This is a genomic window from Alteromonas sp. KUL150, from assembly GCF_009811475.1.
In the GTDB taxonomy this organism is placed as follows: domain Bacteria; phylum Pseudomonadota; class Gammaproteobacteria; order Enterobacterales; family Alteromonadaceae; genus Alteromonas; species Alteromonas gracilis.
The window spans coordinates 50,199-67,514 of the sequence record NZ_BLIJ01000052.1 but is presented as its reverse complement, the minus strand read 5'-3'; the positions used below and the strand labels follow the sequence as shown (position 1 = coordinate 67,514).

Below are 17,316 nucleotides of genomic sequence, written 5' to 3'. Positions count from 1 at the left end.
CTATGCGGATTGGTATAATGATGCAGGTGAAACAAAATGCCGCACCTGAATCATTTAATAGCCAAGCTTCAACGCAGGCTCTTGAAGGGCCGACATTTGTTCTTTTAGGGCAAGAATTTGACCTTCCCAGTATTTGTCTTCTGCAAACCAGGGAAATGCGCGAGGAAAGGCAGGGTCTTTCCAGCGTCTAGACAGCCACGCCATATAATGCACCATACGCATCGCGCGAAGGGGTTCGATAAGCACAAGCTGCTTGGAATCGAAAGAGTGAAACTCTTCGTAGGCTTCGACCAACGTATCTAATTGTAAAAGCTGCTGCTGACGATCTCCACTCAGCATCATCCACAGATCTTGTATAGCAGGCCCCATACGGCAGTCATCAAGGTCAACAAACGTAGGGCCGTCTCGCCATAAAATGTTCCCTGGGTGACAATCGCCATGCAAACGAATAGAAGACGTAGGCTTATATGCTTCCTTAGTGGCCGAAATAACGGGGTTCAAGATGGCAAAAAATGCGGTTTTTAAATGATCTGGTAGCAAAGTACTTTGCTCGAGCACGTCTCTTGGCTCGTTGACGTAGCTTTCAATATCAATGGAAGGGCGAGAAGTGAATGTTTTGGAATGAGCGACACGATGAATTCGGCCTATAAAACGGCCCATCCACTCGAGTTGATCAAGATTGTCGTTTTCAAATTGTCTTCCGCCAACAGAGGGAAACAGTGCAAAGCGGTAGTCGGTCTCACCGACTCTGTGATGGTGCAGTGTACTGCCATTAATGGCAATAGGCGCGGCTAAAGGAATTTCATTCTCTATAAGTTCTTGAGCAAACTCATGCTCTTCGTTAATTTGAGTGTCGCTCCAGCGACCCGGTCTATAGAACTTGGCTACATAACGCATACCATCTTCGGCAAGAAATTGGTAAACACGATTCTCATAACTGTTAAGCGCTAACAAGCCGCTTTGAAGAAAAATGCCCTGGCTTTCCAGGGCATCTAATATGGTATCTGGACTAAGCCCAGAGAAAGAAAAGTCTGTCATCGATAAAGGAACTTCGTTGGTTCATCAACCGTAACCGTTTCCCCATCAATTGTGGTGGTTACACTGATAAAAATATCGGTAACCGTATCTTCCAGATTATAGGCATTAGTTGCAACTGAAATCGGTGTACTGTAAACCGCGCCTCCGGCAACTGTCATCTGCTGCTCACCAATATATTGATAATCCGGCAGGCCTTTTACAGCAATAGAGTAGGTCTGTGTTTGCTGAGTTTTGTTGAGTACCTTGATGGTATAAACATTTTCAATAAGACCCTCGTTTGTCTCGCGGTACAATGAATTTCTGTCGCGAATAATGTCTACTTCTGTTGGGCTGCGCGTCCAGATATTGGCAACCAATAAACCTGTCATAACAAGAAGCACGACAAAATAACCCACTAATTTGGGGCGAATAATGTGAGTCTTGCCTCCAGCCAATTCTTCTTCGGATGTGAAACTAATAAGCCCTTTGGGGTAGCCCATTTTATCCATAACACCGTTACAAGCATCTACACACGCGCCACAATTAATGCACTCGTACTGAAGGCCATTGCGTATATCGATACCGGTTGGGCACACTTGCACACACAAGTTACAATCGATGCAGTCGCCCAACCCTTTTTCTTGAACCTGCTCGTGACTAAGTTTACGAGGTCGAGGACCGCGCTGCTCACCTCGTTTTGCGTCGTATGAAACAGTGAAGGTGTCTTTGTCGAACATGGCCGACTGAAAACGCGCGTAAGGGCAAATGTGTGTACACATGATTTCTCGCATGTAACCCGCATTACCATAAGTACAAACTGCGAAAAATATAACGGAAAAACCTGCCCAAAAACCGGTGTTGAAGGTTACAAAGTCAATAAATAATGCATCAATTGGCGTAAAGTAGCCAACAAAGGTTAATGCCGTTAAAAGCGCCACTAACACCCATGCGGTATGCTTGGCGGTTTTGCGTAGAAATTTATCGGCATCCATTTTGCGGGCATCAAGCGCGATGCGTTTATTTCGTGGCCCTTCGAACTTCTCCTCGAACCATGTATAAATATAGACCCACGTTGTTTGTGGGCACATAAACCCACACCAGACTCGACCAGCAAACGTAGTAACAAAAAAGAGGGCGAAGGCAGAAACAATAAATATGTAGGCCAGCAGCGTAAGGTCTTGGGGCCATAGGGTAAGCGAAAAAATCGTAAAACGTTGCTCGCCAATATCAAGAAGCACCGCCTGATGACCGTTGTACTGAATCCACGGAATTACGGCGAAAAGGGCCAGAAAAAAGAGCCCAAAGAATCGTCTGAACGTTTCAAGTGGGCCTTGAACTGCACGGACATAGATACGGCTACGAGAGTCGTGGCGTTTGCCCTCAGTGGCTCCTTTAGGCTTATGTACCTTTACCGGTGTAACGGTCTTTACCGGTATTTGTTCATTCATAGCTTAACCTTATATCTTAACCTTATATGATGTAGCGAACTGCCTGCGCAGTATAACGTGGTTCACACCATCATCTTTAACATAGATCAATAATGCGGCGTATGGTGAATCTTTTTGAACTTTCAGTCAATACTGAAAGTTCCGAAATTTGGCTTAAAGTAGGGCTTTATTTCCTAATTTGTGTTGTCAGTGTCAACTTAGCAATACGGTGAGTAACTCAAGATGCTCATTGCCGATTAGCATACATGAGTATAGTTCTCAGTATTTACAATTAACTAGGTATCACCCTAATATCTTTAACATTAATATGGTCAATGACTGACTGCATCGTGTACAGTGAGGTTCATAAAATCCGAAGTTGGTCTTGCATAAACACCGCTTCGCAAATTGTAGAAAAGTTGGCGCTATTTGTCGTAAACGCCTATCGAAATTAGCTGAGAAGTCATGTTAAGGTTTTTTATCATCGCCGCTGAGATCATCGTATTAATCTTAGTTTTGCGCTCTCCTTTTGTTCAGTATCTTTTTGAAGATATTCAAAATACCGTGTCTGATTGGCTTGTATCTATTGCTACCGCTGCCGAGCGCGAAAGTCTGACTAATTTGCAGGAAGACATTAGTGGAAAGCTCAGTCCTTTAAAACCTTATCAGCAAAGTTACATTCAACAAATTACTGCGGACTCAGCGAGCGTAAAGCGGTTTTATCACACCTACTGTGAAAATGATGACATAAACCCTAATTTTTCGGGAACTAAACGCGCTCAACTTTGCCTAATCATTAAACAGTCGCCAGTTATGCAGGTCGCAAAGCGAGATTAGACTATGCAAGTTCATAAGCCTTTTCTTTAGATGCGAGTAGTGAATTGAATAAACGATTTCACATTGCTTGCTAACTTACGGTTTAAATGACTGAATTTAGGAGCATGAAAGTGAATAAAATACGTACCTTTTCTTGTTTGGGCTGCGCAGCCGCAGTCGGATTACTTGCTGTTTTTGCTCCCACACAAGCGGCAGAGGTTAAAATCACGTGGGAAGAACCAGAGTCTTACAGTGACATCAGGCCCACGAATGAGTCACGCAAACGCTTTCGGGAGCGCACACTTGAAGAACTTGAATCGCACATCGTTGAACTAGCAAAGGATTTACCTGAATCGCAAGTGTTGTCTATGACGGTGACCAACGTCGATTTGGCCGGGCAAGTGTGGCCAAGTCAGTTTGTTGGCTTTGGTAACGGGGCGGGTAGTGATGTTCGCATCATAAAGCGTATTGATATACCGCGTATGACGTTTAGCTATACCCTCGCAAACGACGATGGGCAGATCATTGTGAGCGGCGAAGAAATTAAACTTAAAGATATGGACTTCATGGAGTCGAATATTCGTCGCAATCGCACAGAATCTTTGTCTTATGAAAAAGCAATGCTCAACGATTGGTTTTCAGATACGTTTGCAACCCAAGTTGCAGCAACAAATTAAGTTTTCTTGAGCTAAGGTTGCGCTTAACGAGAGATATCGTAACTTTTCAAGTGTACTTTTATTTCAAGGGTACACTCATTTCAAAGGTACACTTATAAAGTACTAATTGAAATGTTAGCAATAGCGAATTGTTTTCATCCCGCTGTAACTATTAAAAAGGTCACATAAACGTGACCTTTACTATATGCGTGGCCCAACTATTTTGGGCCTCTAGCAACTTACGATTGACTATTTAGTTATCACAGATAGTCAAATTCGTTACCTGAAATAGCAAGCGTGCTGTCTGGGCCTGCTTTATATGCAGCTTTATGTGCGTCGCGACGTACAAGTATACGTTCCATATAGAAATTCCGAGTTTTCATTTTCGATGCAGCAAGTACGGCGTTTTCTGAGTGCTGTGCTTTATCAGCCATGCTGTACCATAGTACGCCGATAAGTGAATAAGCACTGTAGGCGAGATAGTCACAGGCAGCCGATGCGGCGGTAGTTGCATCCATGCCGAGGCAATCAGCTGACGAGGCGCGCCAGTCGTCCAGAATACCTTGAGCCAAATTCTTTGCCTCACTGTCTTGGATGTCATTAACGAGTGCACTGAATGCATTGTAGGTCGCTTCCATCATCTGGCCGCCGTCACGGGTTAATTTACGGCCGATGAGGTCTAGCGCCTGAATACCATTAGTGCCTTCATATAGCATCGCGATGCGCACATCTCGCATTAGCTGCTCCATGCCCCACTCGCGAATAAAGCCATGTCCACCGAATACCTGAACGCCTAAACTGGTGGTTTCAAGCCCCATGTCAGTCATAAACGCTTTACAAATTGGCGTTAAAAACTGAAGTATCTTCTCAGCATCTTCTTTTTCCTGGCCTTCAGCGTGTTTCTCAACGTCCATAAACTTGGCATAGAAAAGTGATAAGGCACGACAGCCTTCAATCAGTGATTTCTGAGTGAGCAGCATGCGCGCTACATCGGGCTGAAATACGATAGGATCTGCTTTACCATCTGGATTCTGAATGCCTTGTGGCGCGCGAGACTGAACACGTTCACGGGCATACGTCAGCGCACCTTGATAAGACGCTTCAGCAGCACCTATGCCCTGTAAGCCTACTTGGAAACGGGCGTCGTTCATCATAGTAAACATACAGACTAAGCCTTGGTTCTCTTCACCGACAAGGTAACCTGTAGCACCATCGAAGTTCATCACACATGTTGGGCTCGCCTTGATACCCATCTTATGCTCTATACTTCCCACAGACAGGCTATTAGCTTCACCTGGTTCGTTGTTCGCGTCTGGTAAAAACTTGGGCACTAAGAACAGACTTATCCCTTTTACGCCTTTAGGCGCATCAGGTAGGCGTGCTAATACAAGGTGGATAACGTTAGCGCTCCAGTCGTGATCGCCAGCGGTAATAAATATTTTGTTGCCGGTCACTTTGTAGCTACCGTCGCCTTGTGGTTCGGCTTTCGTGCTAAGTAAGCTTAAATCCGTTCCTGCATGTGGCTCAGTCAGATTCATAGTGCCTGTCCACTCACCGCTAATAAGCTTAGCAAGATAGATATCTTTGAGTTCCTTACTGGCGTGCTTTGTTACCGCAAGGGTTGCACTTTCTGTAAGCATGGTCGTTAAACGCCAGCTAAGGTTGGCGGCGTTGAGCATTTCGTGAACCGGAACAGCCATGGTGTAAGGCAAATCTTGACCGTCATATTCGGCAGAGCCTAGCATCGCATTCCATCCATTAGCGACATATTCTTGGTAGGCATCTGCGAAACCTTTAGGGGTGGTTACTTTGCCGTTTTCTAGTTTGCAACCTTCTTCGTCGCCTTCTCGATTAAGTGGGGCTACAACATCTAACGCAAATTTAGCACCCTGAGCAATAATCTCATTGGCTAACTCGCAGTCAAAGTCGCTTATGCCCAACTTTTCGTAATGAGCATCAAGTCCAAGCCAGTCTTTTAATAAAAACTGAAAGTCAGTTGTAGGGGCATGGTATAGAGGCATGGATGACTCCTTTTTCAAACAGGTGTTTTAATTTTGCCTATTATAGTCACAAAAAGCCTAGCCGTAATAGCCCGTTAAAGGAAAGTTAATAATAAATGTGAATGATAAATATGTTTGTAAGCTCATTGGTGGTTTCGGTTTGAGCAAGCCATTCCCATCAACAAAGCAACATGGCTAAGTTTACTTGCTTTTATCTTTCTCACTGGCATGCTTACGCCATAGAAATAAAAGTTAGACAAAACGTGGTTCACAATAATATGGCATCAGGTAATTCGGATAGTACAAACGCGACAATCAACAGTGCTTTAAATAAAGACGAACGTCATCATCGCCCGGTTTGCATTGTAACTGGTGGGAGTCTTGGGATTGGTTATGCAGTTTGTAAGTTGTTCAGTCAAAACGGTTATAGTGTTATTAATCTTGATATCAGAGACTTCGAGCAGCCGTTATCTAATTGCCTTTGGAAGCCCTGCGATGTGAGCGTAGTCAGAAACATCGAATCATCAATAAGCGAGGTTATTGCTGCCTATAACCGCATAGATGCGCTGGTGTGTAGCGCGGGTATACATGTATCAGCAACCATCGAGGATACGGATGAAGCCTTGCTTGATAAAGTCATAAACCTAAACATCAAAGGGGCCTATGGCGCGATAAAATCCTGTTTGCCCACAATGAAAGCACAAGGTAGCGGTGCCATCGTTGTAATGGGCTCTGACCAGTCCTTTGTGGGCAAGCGAAACTCCTTTGCTTACGGTGTAAGCAAAGGAGCGCTAGCGTCTATGGCTAAAACGACAGCGCTTGATTACGCGACGTACAATATTCGCGTAAACGCAGTGTGCCCTGGAACTATTGAAACGCCACTTTTTCATAACGCTATCGACAATTATGTAGCTCGCTCAGGGGCAAATAAGGATGACGTGGTAGCCGAAGAAGCCGCCGCACAGCCTATTGGCCGATTAGGCCAGCCAGACGACGTCGCTGAATTGACTTACTTTTTGTGCAGCAGCAAAGCCTCCTTTATTACGGGAAGCTTATACGCTATTGATGGCGGCTACACCGCACAATAGTCAAGCGGTGTGTTTGAAAGCAGCTAGTGCGTTGAAGAGCAAACCTTTACCGTACTTCAATTTTAACGTTAGGCATATGCATGAGCCCAAGTATCACAGCTAAGCATTATAACCAAGGTAACATAAAGTGAGTCAGCATTTGCCTTTGTGGATAGATCCGCATATTCATTTATTTGCCTTGAGCGAGGGGCAGTATCACTGGTTAAAGCCGTCTAATACGCCTTTTTGGCCCGATAAAAGCGCGATTGCTAAGAATACCACTGAGAACGACCTTTTGCGTGCAGCGCGAGGGCAGCTTGCAGGGTTTGTTCATATCGAGGCCGGTTTCGATAATCAACGGCCATGGCGAGAAATTACCTTTTTAGAACGTCACTGCACACTGCCTTTTCGGTCGGTTGCCTGCATAGATTTAACGAGCAATGATGTCGGTAGCCATATAGATAAATTGAAAACTTACTCATCGGTGCGAGGCTTGCGCCATATTCTAGATGATGATGCTAGCTCTCTTTTGCGAAGGCCAGACGTTCAGTGGGGGCTAAGGCATATGGCTGCCCGAGGGTTAAGTTTCGACGCCCAGTTTGATTTAGCCGATTCTCATGCAGTTCGCTCGTTACTCTATATGCTTGAACAAGAGCCGACTTTGCGAATTGTGGTAAATCATTGTGCTGTAGCACCGCTTTCTACTGCGCACTTGGCATTTAAAATGTGGCGTAATAATTTACGCTATTTAGCTGAAACAGGGCAGGTGGCGTTTAAATTTTCGGGTTTAGAAATGCAGGAGCGCAACTGGCAATGGCCGCGGGCGTCAGTCGTGTTAAACACGCTGTTAGAAACGGTAGAAATAAGCCAGCTAATGTTTGCCAGCAATTATCCGCTTTGTCAGTGGCGTATGCCTTATGAAACGTTATGGCAAGGCTATTTAGATATAACAGCGCCGCTATCTGACGAACAAAAAGCGGCGTTATTCTCACTCAACGCTAAGCACTGGTACGACATCGTTTAACGGGTATAGATTCTTAAAAAGTTTGCTAACGAACGGCCTATTGAAGAACAATAGGCCAGCTGTACGGTTTGTAATTAAACTAAGATTTTTGCCCGTAGCTTACGCGGATTATTTTAGTTCAGTTACCGTCATATGCGGTGAGCGATAGACAACCTCGTCGTTTAAATCAATGCCAATTCCCGGCGTGTCTGGAGCTTCTATAAAACCATTTACCGGCTGAGGGTCCTGAATGCACAACTCACGGTTCCAGTCTTTTATCGCGTAAGTGTGGTGCTCGTGAATTAAGAAATTAGGAATAGCGGTTTCCAAATGCAGGCTAGCTGCTGTGGCAACTGGACCACCGCAAACGTGGGCTTGAATTCGCACGTCGTAGATATCTGCGTAATCACACACTTTTTTGGCTTCTGTAAAACCACCACACAGGCCTACATCTGGTTGTAGAACATCAATAGATTGATCTTCAAGATAAGGGCGAACATCCCAACGGTGATACAAACGCTCGCCGCCCGCTATAGGCACGTTAACGTTTTTAGCCACTTTGTCATGTAATTTTGAATTCAGGTAGTTCACTGGCTCTTCATAATATAAGCAGCCAATTTCTTCTACAATATCGCCTAGCTGTATAGCAGTAGATGCGCCTAACAAGCTGTGACATTCAAAGATGATGTCGCCATCTTCACCCATAGTATCTCGAATGGCCTGAAGTCGTGCTTTGAAAAGCTTAAGCTCAGGTTTAGTGAAGAGCTTTGTTCTGTCAAAGTGGGTGTTGCCGTCTTTATCGTAAACAATAGGGTCTACTTTAACCGCATCATAACCGTCTTTAAGGGCTTTCTCTGTTGCTCGGGCATAATCAGCAGGGTCATTGAGCTTGGTGACTTCTTTATCCCAGTCAAACTGTAGCTGGCTAGCATAGCTGCGTAATTTGCCGTTAGTCTTTCCACCTAGCAATTCATAAACCGGTAGGCCAAGTGCTTTACCCTTAATATCCCAAAGTGCTGTATCGATGGCACTCATTGCCGCATAAATAACTGGCCCGCCGCCAAGCCCCCAAAAGCCCTCACGCAGCATTCTCGACCAGAGAAGCTCTGTATGAAAAGGATTAAAACCAATAAGCATAGCTTCGGCAATCTCTTTAATCATATGGGCTGCCGCGCTATGACCCCAGTCGTAAGCAAGACCCGCTTCACCTACCCCAGTTATCCCTTCATCTGTGTATACACGCACAAAAACAGGGTTCCACTGAGGGCGCTTAGGGCATTCGATATCAAAAATTTCTACTTTGGTGACTTTCATAATGTATAAACAATTCCTGTTTAAAATGAGTTGGCGTTTAGCTAAATAGGCTTAATTATTCGCAAAAACTGGGATCTAACTTATAGGCTTTGCGTAACATAGCAGGCCATGCTTTTTGTCCACCGGTTTCGCCGCTGTGGACAACGTTTGCCTGAGCATAAATACCGTCGATAATAGTTTGCGGTATTTCAATGATTTCCTCATTCGATTGCATCAAAGCTAGTTGAATTTCGCAGGCCCGTTGTAAGTCGTAGAAGCGCATAAAGGCGTCGCCGACGGTTGGACCAATAGTGAGTCCACCATGATTAGGTAAAAGCATGTGGTTAGTATCGCCCAAGTCATCCTGAAGGCGCTTTTTCTCGCTTTCATCCACCGCTAATCCTTCATAACTGTGATAAGACAGCGACGGCAAAGAGAACATAGAATATTGGCTCCACGGCTTGAGCCCACCTTTTACTGACGCTACCGATATTGTAGCCAGCGTATGAAGATGGATGACACACTGTGCGTCGTGTCGCACTTCGTGGATCGCACTATGAATTGTAAAGCCCGCAGGGTTTATGCCGTAAGGCGTGTCGTCTAGAATATTGCCTTCCAAATCAACTTTCACTAAATTTGAGGCCGTGACTTCATCAAACCCAAGGCCAAAGGCGTTAACCAAGTAATGATCAGTGCCCGGTACCTTAGCTGAGATATGCGTGTAGATAAGGTCTCCCCATCGCATGTCTGCAACTAAGCGGTAGCAAGCGGCCAAATCGACACGTGTATTCCACTCTTGTTCAGATACTTTGCCTTTAAGGCTTAGGGTCGGCAGTGAAAACAAGCCAGTTCTCCTTTTTAAAACGTGTAGACAATTTACCAATACAGATATAGATGAACAACGATTTGTCAGTGCTGGTTTATAACGATTTGGGTATAGCCATCGCGCAAGGGAATAAGGTCGTCTGCAAATCGCATTGATTTCTCATCAATAGAGAATGGGTCGACCTTTACCAGCCCTTTTACCTCTAGTTTAGCCCATGGTGGAGCATCAAAGGCATCTGGAAGCGTTTCTACACCGGCATCTAATGCGCAGCCGAAAAGGGCTAGGCCATTTTTTGTCGTCGCTAAATATTGTGAAACCTCTACATTAAAACCGGTTTCTTCCCATGTCTCTCTATGAGCAGTGCATGCTGGCGATTCACTATTTGCAAGCCCACCCCCAGGGAAATCAAGTTTATTTGATAAGCGGTGTCGTATTAGCAGCACCTTTTTGTCAACTTTGATTAAGCACGCTGCAGCAGTAGCCACTGATGGGTTATCTATTTTTAGCGTGTCCAACCTAGCTGATAGCTCATCCGAAATACGACACAGAGGTTCGCTAGGTGCGCCTCCCGTACAGGAGAAAAGCGTTAAAACAGCGAATAAAGCTGATAAGTGAAATAAGTTGCGCATCGATTTGAGTAAAATACAAGTTGTGTCTGTTTAAGGTTATTAAAATATTAACGAAAAGAAAGCCACAGACTCTACGCAAAAAATAAAATAAAACAACAATAACGCAGTACATGAATTAACGTTTAACGACGCTTACCTAACAAATAAGCGATTTTTATGTACTTGAGTACCCATTGACTGATATTGACGATAAAAACTCATGTTCGATGGGACGCTTTTACCTATAGGAAAGGTTATGTCTTCACGATTTTCTTTATCGCCATTACTCATTGGCGTGGTGTTGCTTACTGGTGTTGTGGTGTACTTAAATATCCCTGAAGAACAAAGCGCAAACCAGAGCGGACCAAGGGCTACCCCCGTCAACACAGCGTTTGTTTCCTCACAAGCTTTTCCTATTACTATTGAATCTTTGGGCACTGCAATTGCCAACGAGTCAGTCAACATAACCGCCCAAGTTACCGACACGGTGAAAGTAATTAACTTTGAAGATGGTGATGAGGCGAAAAAAGGCGAGGTGCTTGTGCAGCTGAACGATACAGAAGAGCGAGCACGAGTCGAAGAGCTAAGAGCAAATATTGAGGAAGCAAAGCGTCAATATACGCGTATTGCTGATCTGCGACAGTCGAATGCCACATCTGAACAGCTGCTTGATGAGCAACAAGCTCGAGTAAAAGCGCTTGAGGCTCAGCTGGACATAGCGTTAGCCCAGCTTGATGATTTGCAAATTCGCGCGCCATTTAGCGGGCTTTTAGGTAACCGAGAAATCAGTATTGGTTCATTGGTACAGCCGGGCGATACCATTACTTCGTTAGATGATATCAGCGTGATTAAAGTTGATTTCAATATTGCTGAAAATCACTTGGCAAGTGTTGCAAAAGGGCAAACGCTGACCGCGTCTTCCGTGGCTTATCCCGGTGAGACTTTCAAAGGCAATATTTCGAATATAGATACACGCCTTGACCCCATTAGCCGCTCTATTCGAGTAAGAGCAACAATCGATAACCAAGACAAGCGTCTACGACCGGGTATGTTATTAACCGTCGTGGTTGAAAAGCGCGTTTTAAATACACTAGTGCTTCCTGAAAAAGCCTTAGTACCCGTACAAGATAAACAGTTTGTATACGTCATTAAAGATAATGTTGCCCATCAAACGGAAGTAGAAATAGGTGAGCGCCGTCCTGGCTTGGTTCAAATAGTCAGCGGTCTCAGCGAAGGGGATGAAGTCATAACCGAGGGGACGCTTCGCGTGCGAGACCAGTCTCCGGTTAACGTTCTTAACCGCTAAGGGAGCTCACTGCTATGTTGTTATCAGACGTTTCCGTAAAGCGCCCGGTATTTGCTACCGTTATCAATTTGCTATTGATTATCTTTGGTATTGTTGCGTTCACTATGTTGAGCTTGCGGGAATACCCAGATATTGACCCCCCAATCGTCTCGGTTAGCACAACGTATACAGGTGCATCGGCAAATATTGTTGAAACCCGTATCACCCAACTTTTGGAAGATAGAATTTCGGGGATTGAAGGTATCAAAAATGTTACCTCTACGTCTCGCAACGGTCGGTCTGACATTACCATCGAGTTTAAATTATCGCGGGATATTGATGCCGCCGCGAATGACGTACGTGAGCGAGTAAGCCGGGCGTTAAATAACTTGCCTGATCAGGCGGATCCCCCGGAAGTATCAAAAGCTAATTCAGATGAAAGCGCTGTTGTTTGGTATAACTTGCGAAGTACCAATCTAAATACGATGGAGCTAACGGATTACGCTGAACGTGTACTGGTAGATAGGTTATCTATTGTAGATGGCGTGGCGCGAGTGCAGCTAGGTGGTGGTAAACGCTATGCCATGAAAGTGTTTTTAGATCGCAACGCAATGGCCGCCCGAGGGATAACCGTAAGCGATGTCGAGCAAGTTATTCGTGCCGAAAATGTTGAACTACCAGCAGGTGAGGTGGAAAGTACCGACAGAAATTTTGAAGTGCGGGTGGCAAGAACCTTTCTATCTCCCGATGACTTTGCTGCGCTAACTGTTGCAGTAGGTGACAACGGCTATCTCGTTCGCTTAGGTGAAATTGCTCATGTTGAACTCACCGCAGAAGACGACGAAACCGAGTTTCGTGGCGATGGGGTAAATATGATAGGGCTGGGTATTATAAAACAGTCCAAAGCAAATACTCTTGACGTTGCACGAGCAGCAAAAGCGCAAATAAAAAAAATAGAGGCAACGCTTCCCGACAATATTTTCATTGTCCCAAGTTACGACTCATCTGTTTTTATTGAGGCGTCAATCGATGAGGTCTATGAAACGCTTGGCATTGCGATGTTGATGGTTGTTATCGTGATTTACCTTTTTCTAGGTAATATTCGCGCCACATTAATTCCAGCGGTTACCGTGCCTGTTTCGATAATTGCTGCTTTTATTGTGATGTATGCATTGGGTTTCTCTATCAACCTGCTTACCTTACTAGCAATGGTACTTGCCATTGGCTTGGTGGTTGATGACGCTATTGTTGTACTTGAAAACATTTACCGTCGTATCGAGATGGGAGAGCCTCCAATATTAGCGGCTTATCGCGGTGCAAAAGAAGTAGGTTTTGCCGTAATAGCTACAACTCTTGTGCTTATTTCTGTGTTTGTACCTCTGGTATTTCTAGAAGGAAATATAGGAAGGTTATTCACTGAATTTGCACTGGCGATTGCCGCCGCCGTTGCGTTCTCAAGCTTTACTGCGCTTACCCTTTCACCAATGATGGCGTCAAAAATTCTCAAAAAACGCACTCGCTCATCGGGTTTTGGGAGTTGGATGGATAAGCGTTTTTCACAACTTGAAAACGGGTATTTCAATACGCTGGGCAAAACACTGCATCAGCCTATTCTGATGTTATTAATGCTCGTTGTTGCGGTCATTGCGCTTGTTCAGTTGTCAGAGAAAGTACCAAGTGAGTTTGTTCCCAAAGAGGACAGGGGAAATTTCTTTATTCTGATGAATGCACAGGAAGGGGCAAGCTTTGAAAGTAATGCGAAAAACCTAGAGAAAATTGAAAGCATCTTAATGCCCTACAGAGAAAATGGAAAAATAAATCGCTTACTTGTACGAACCCCAGGGTTTGGCGGTAATGCGGGTATCGCGATTGTAGGTTCAGCCGATTGGGATGAGCGTGATTTTAGTACTTTTTCTCTTATGGATGAAATTAGCGGAAAACTGAATTCTGTTCCAGATGTGCGTGCTTTCGCCATAATGCGAAGCGGGATCTCGGGAGGCGGTTTAGGTCGGCCGGTGCAGTTTGTGCTACAAGGTGATACCTATGAAAATCTAGTTGCATGGCGTGACATCGTGCTTGAAAAAGCCACTAAAAATCCAGGTCTTATTCGCCTTGACTCAGACTATAAAGAAACGTCTCCTCAGCTCTTGGTAAATATTAATCGTGACAGGGCCGCAGATCTTGGTGTGTCTATTAGCGATATAGGTGGCACATTAGAAGTGATGTTAGGGCAGCGACGCGTATCCACTTTCCTTGATAGAGGTGAGGAATACGACGTAATTATGGAAGGGATCGAAGAAGATTTTAGAAGTCCCAACAGCATAGAAAACCTTTACGTACGCTCTGCGAGAACCGGAGAGCTTATCCCCATGGATAATTTGCTGACGTTTGAAGAGCAGGCAACATCAGCCCAGTTAAATCGTTACAACAGGATGCGAGCAGTAACGATTTCTGCAAACCTGGCAGACGGTTACACATTGGGAGAAGCGCTCAACTATCTTGAAAACATTGTTGCAACGGAGCTACCTGATAACGTATCGATAGATTACAAAGGTGAGTCTCAGCTTTATCAAGAAGCCGGCAACTCTTTTGTGTATGTATTCATTCTCGCTCTCGCCATCACATATCTTATTTTAGCTGCTCAGTTTGAAAGCTGGGTACATCCACTGGTGATAATGCTCACAGTGCCATTGGCACTAGTTGGTGCCTATATCGGTTTGTTTTTCAGTGGAATGACAATTAACATTTATAGCCAAATTGGCCTGGTTATGCTTATTGGACTCGCAGCTAAAAACGGCATACTCATTGTGGAGTTTGCCAATCAGTTGAGGGACGCGGGCATGGAATTTGAATATGCATTGAAACGCGCTGCAGCCCAGCGTTTGCGCCCCATCGTTATGACTGGTTTTACTACTGTATTTAGCTCTCTTCCCCTAGTACTTGCTTCAGGGCCCGGCGCTGAGAGCCGAATGGTGATAGGGATGGTTATTTTCTCCGGCGTCTTAGTTTCAGCGTTTATGACACTATACGTCGTGCCGACAGCCTATAGCTGGCTAGCTCGTAATACCGGTTCACCACTTAAACGAACCAAAGAAATTGAGCGACTTGAAGAAGAAATTCCTTACAAAAAAGGTGAATCATAATTCTATATGCAGGGCATTTGCCCTGCATTGTTAACCTCTTGGTCTGATAAACCATAAATTAATAACGTATTTTTCTTAATACGTTAGCATGTCTCGTCATCACTTTGTTAAAGTTTTGTTGAAATCTATCTTTTTGATATATTTGTTCTTTTCTAATTTTAAAGCGTCAAATTTTTCTATCTTATTCAGCGTCATAAGTATTAATTGTACCCATTAGACGTAGGTATAGTTGCTTAACTTTTTTCTTCCACTACACTGCGCAGCAATTACAGGTGTCTATATAAGTCACTCATTTATAGACATTAATTTTTTATGCTCAAATTGGCGATTATGGCGTTTGTGACTAATACTTACCACGTCGTAATTATATGAGCGAGCATGCCCATATTTGCCAGCCGCGACAACACACTCGAACTAAGATTCAAATAATAGTGTTTAAAGAGTAGATGGCGGTGAGCGCGTATATCAACATACTTTAGAGGACACATCATGAAGAAATGGATACTAGCAGCAGCCCTTTGTTGTAACGTTGCGGTTGCCGACGTCGCTGTTATCGTGCATCCCAGCAATGGTGACTCATTGGATAAAGACAGTATAAGCCGAATCTTCTTGAATAAGGCAAAAGCATTTCCTGGCGGCACGCAAGCAGAGCCTGTAGCGCTTGCGGAAGGGCAAGCGGCGACTGACGAATTTAATGGCAAAGTGTTGAACAAAACTGCAGCCCAGCTTACAGCGTTTTGGTCAAAGCTTGTGTTTACCGGTAAAGGTCAACCACCAACAGCATTAGGTAGTGATGCAGAGGTTGTTTCTGCAGTAGCGGGTAATCCTGGCGCCATCGGCTATGTCGATGCTAGCGCTGTGAACGACAGCGTGCGCGTTGTTGCAACCTTCTAACCTACTGTGTAATTAAAGAATTAAAGAATTAAGGAATACGCATGAAAACCAAACTTGCTATCTTATCTGTGGCTGGCCTTTTAGCTGCTCCAACAATGGCAGACATTCAGATTAATGGTTTCGCAAACTTGATTGCCGGCATGACGTTAGATGACGATGAATCAGTTTACGACTACGACAGTGACTTTAGCTTTGATCCAGCCAGTGTATTTGGTCTCCAAGTTCGTGGAGAAGTGAGCGATAAACTATCGGCGACGGCTCAGTTAGTTGGTCGCGGTAGAGATGACTACGACGCAGACTTCGAATGGGCTTATATGACTTATGTGTTGAATAACAATGTCAACATCAGTGCAGGTCGCCTACGTATGCCGCTCTTCAAATACTCAGCGTCACTTGATATCGGTTACTCTTACCACTGGCTTACACCACCAGATGCGGTTTACGGTATCGACTTTAACAATATCGACGGTGTTCGTGTGGATTACATGAACTATTCGGGGGACTGGGAATACGGTGCACAGTTTACAGTTGGTCGCGTTGAAGCTGACACTACTATTTCTGGCACACCTGCAGCGCTAGAGCTAGAAGATGTTGTTGCTGTTTCTTTTGAAGCGACGCGCGATTGGTTCAGTGCGCGTACATTGTTAGCGCGCGGTAAAACGAGCGCCGCTAATCCAGATTTCGACACCTTTGTCGGTGGTTTGGCGCAGTATGGCGCTTTCATACCTACCGCTTCAACCGCGGCTGAAGGTTTTAGTGTTAACGAAGACACGGGAACCTTCTTTGAGGTTGCCATTGATATCGATAAATACGATTGGTTCGTAGGTGCAGAATTTACACAAACAGAAGTTGACGGTTCTGTTATTGCTGATAACAAGGCATGGTATGTAACTGCTGGCATGCGTTTTGGCAAGTTCACTCCGCATATCACCTATGAAGTTGAAGAAGCTGATAATGGCGCCCAGTTAGGTCTAATAGCAGCTTTGCCTGCAACAATCGCCACAGGAGACGCAGTTGTTGATGCAACATGGAATGGGGCGGCTGGTACGGCTGGCATCTACCAAACAGCTGCGGGTATTGCTGCGCAGCAAAATCTTGATGTATCTGCAGTCACCGTTGGTTTGCGTTACGATGTTGAACCGGGTTTCGCGCTTAAAACTGACGTAACCTGGTACTCAGACGACCTAAACGATTTGAACGATGCTACACTTCTAAAAGTGGGTGTAAACTACACGTTCTAATACTCTGCTTGGCCTCGTATATCAATGCGAGGCCATAATT

14 protein-coding genes are annotated in these 17,316 nt (G+C 44.7%); 8 read left to right on the top strand and 6 right to left on the bottom strand.

Features of this window, described 5'->3' with window-relative positions:
• Nucleotides 1-54: 54 nt before the first annotated feature.
• Nucleotides 55-1,038, bottom strand: a complete 984-nt coding sequence (locus GVO62_RS12670) for a serine/threonine protein kinase (protein ID WP_159119552.1) — start codon at nt 1,036-1,038, stop codon at nt 55-57.
• Nucleotides 1,035-2,465, bottom strand: coding sequence for a cytochrome c oxidase accessory protein CcoG (gene ccoG, locus GVO62_RS12665; protein WP_159119551.1), 1,431 nt, complete (start codon nt 2,463-2,465; stop codon nt 1,035-1,037). The genes GVO62_RS12670 and ccoG overlap by 4 nt, the downstream gene beginning before the upstream one ends.
• Before the next feature lie 444 nt (nt 2,466-2,909).
• Here ccoG and GVO62_RS12660 point away from each other — a divergent pair, with 444 nt between their 5' ends.
• Nucleotides 2,910-3,281, top strand: a complete 372-nt coding sequence (locus GVO62_RS12660; protein ID WP_159119550.1) for a hypothetical protein — start codon at nt 2,910-2,912, stop codon at nt 3,279-3,281.
• A 110-nt stretch (nt 3,282-3,391) separates the two neighbouring features.
• A complete protein-coding gene (locus tag GVO62_RS12655; protein ID WP_159119549.1) occupies nt 3,392-3,937 on the top strand; it encodes a DUF3016 domain-containing protein in 546 nt (181 codons plus the stop codon).
• Between the two features lie 239 nt (nt 3,938-4,176).
• Here GVO62_RS12655 and GVO62_RS12650 read toward each other — a convergent pair whose 3' ends face one another.
• Complete coding sequence (locus GVO62_RS12650; RefSeq protein WP_159119548.1) at nt 4,177-5,937, bottom strand: acyl-CoA dehydrogenase family protein; 1,761 nt, start codon at nt 5,935-5,937, stop codon at nt 4,177-4,179.
• 170 nt (nt 5,938-6,107) lie between these two features.
• On the opposite strand from GVO62_RS12650, the gene GVO62_RS12645 reads away from it, so the two are divergent.
• Together GVO62_RS12645 and GVO62_RS12640 are read left to right on the top strand one after the other, a co-directional pair.
• Entirely contained in the window at nt 6,108-7,004 is an 897-nt protein-coding gene (locus tag GVO62_RS12645; protein WP_236547146.1) for an SDR family NAD(P)-dependent oxidoreductase, read from the top strand.
• Nucleotides 7,005-7,131: 127 nt separating this feature from the next.
• Complete coding sequence (locus GVO62_RS12640) at nt 7,132-8,007, top strand: amidohydrolase family protein (RefSeq protein WP_159119547.1); 876 nt, start codon at nt 7,132-7,134, stop codon at nt 8,005-8,007.
• 108 nt (nt 8,008-8,115) lie between these two features.
• On the opposite strand, the gene GVO62_RS12635 is transcribed toward GVO62_RS12640, so the two are convergent.
• The 3 genes from GVO62_RS12635 to GVO62_RS12625 all read right to left on the bottom strand — a co-directional run bounded on the left by GVO62_RS12635 (nt 8,116) and on the right by GVO62_RS12625 (nt 10,734).
• Nucleotides 8,116-9,300 (bottom strand): mandelate racemase/muconate lactonizing enzyme family protein, encoded by a 1,185-nt coding sequence (locus GVO62_RS12635; protein ID WP_120960909.1) that lies wholly within the window; start codon nt 9,298-9,300, stop codon nt 8,116-8,118.
• 55 nt (nt 9,301-9,355) lie between these two features.
• Entirely contained in the window at nt 9,356-10,123 is a 768-nt protein-coding gene (locus GVO62_RS12630; protein ID WP_159119546.1) for a class II aldolase/adducin family protein, read from the bottom strand.
• A 65-nt stretch (nt 10,124-10,188) separates the two neighbouring features.
• Entirely contained in the window at nt 10,189-10,734 is a 546-nt protein-coding gene (locus GVO62_RS12625; RefSeq protein ID WP_159119545.1) for an NUDIX hydrolase, read from the bottom strand.
• A gap of 235 nt (nt 10,735-10,969) precedes the next feature.
• Here GVO62_RS12625 and GVO62_RS12620 point away from each other — a divergent pair, with 235 nt between their 5' ends.
• The 4 genes from GVO62_RS12620 (at nt 10,970) to GVO62_RS12605 (ending at nt 17,276) form a co-directional block, all read left to right on the top strand.
• Nucleotides 10,970-12,019 (top strand): efflux RND transporter periplasmic adaptor subunit, encoded by a 1,050-nt coding sequence (locus tag GVO62_RS12620; RefSeq protein WP_159119544.1) that lies wholly within the window; start codon nt 10,970-10,972, stop codon nt 12,017-12,019.
• Between the two features lie 14 nt (nt 12,020-12,033).
• Nucleotides 12,034-15,141: an efflux RND transporter permease subunit gene (locus tag GVO62_RS12615; RefSeq protein ID WP_159119543.1), complete on the top strand. Its 3,108-nt coding sequence runs from the start codon at nt 12,034-12,036 to the stop codon at nt 15,139-15,141.
• A 489-nt stretch (nt 15,142-15,630) separates the two neighbouring features.
• Nucleotides 15,631-16,035 carry a substrate-binding domain-containing protein gene (locus GVO62_RS12610; protein ID WP_159119542.1) on the top strand — a complete coding sequence of 135 codons (405 nt, stop codon included), beginning with the start codon at nt 15,631-15,633 and terminating at the stop codon, nt 16,033-16,035.
• Between the two features lie 41 nt (nt 16,036-16,076).
• Nucleotides 16,077-17,276: a topoisomerase IV gene (locus GVO62_RS12605; protein WP_159119541.1), complete on the top strand. Its 1,200-nt coding sequence runs from the start codon at nt 16,077-16,079 to the stop codon at nt 17,274-17,276.
• Nucleotides 17,277-17,316: the final 40 nt, after the last annotated feature.

Coding starts and splice junctions, on each gene's coding strand:
- GVO62_RS12670 (WP_159119552.1), bottom strand. CDS start 1,038: ATGACAGACTTTTCTTTCTCTGGGCTTAGTCCAGATACCATATTAGAT.
- ccoG (WP_159119551.1), bottom strand. CDS start 2,465: ATGAATGAACAAATACCGGTAAAGACCGTTACACCGGTAAAGGTACAT.
- GVO62_RS12660 (WP_159119550.1), top strand. CDS start 2,910: ATGTTAAGGTTTTTTATCATCGCCGCTGAGATCATCGTATTAATCTTA.
- GVO62_RS12650 (WP_159119548.1), bottom strand. CDS start 5,937: ATGCCTCTATACCATGCCCCTACAACTGACTTTCAGTTTTTATTAAAA.
- GVO62_RS12645 (WP_236547146.1), top strand. CDS start 6,108: ATGGCTAAGTTTACTTGCTTTTATCTTTCTCACTGGCATGCTTACGCC.
- GVO62_RS12635 (WP_120960909.1), bottom strand. CDS start 9,300: ATGAAAGTCACCAAAGTAGAAATTTTTGATATCGAATGCCCTAAGCGC.
- GVO62_RS12625 (WP_159119545.1), bottom strand. CDS start 10,734: ATGCGCAACTTATTTCACTTATCAGCTTTATTCGCTGTTTTAACGCTT.
- GVO62_RS12620 (WP_159119544.1), top strand. CDS start 10,970: ATGTCTTCACGATTTTCTTTATCGCCATTACTCATTGGCGTGGTGTTG.
- GVO62_RS12615 (WP_159119543.1), top strand. CDS start 12,034: ATGTTGTTATCAGACGTTTCCGTAAAGCGCCCGGTATTTGCTACCGTT.
- GVO62_RS12610 (WP_159119542.1), top strand. CDS start 15,631: ATGAAGAAATGGATACTAGCAGCAGCCCTTTGTTGTAACGTTGCGGTT.
- GVO62_RS12605 (WP_159119541.1), top strand. CDS start 16,077: ATGAAAACCAAACTTGCTATCTTATCTGTGGCTGGCCTTTTAGCTGCT.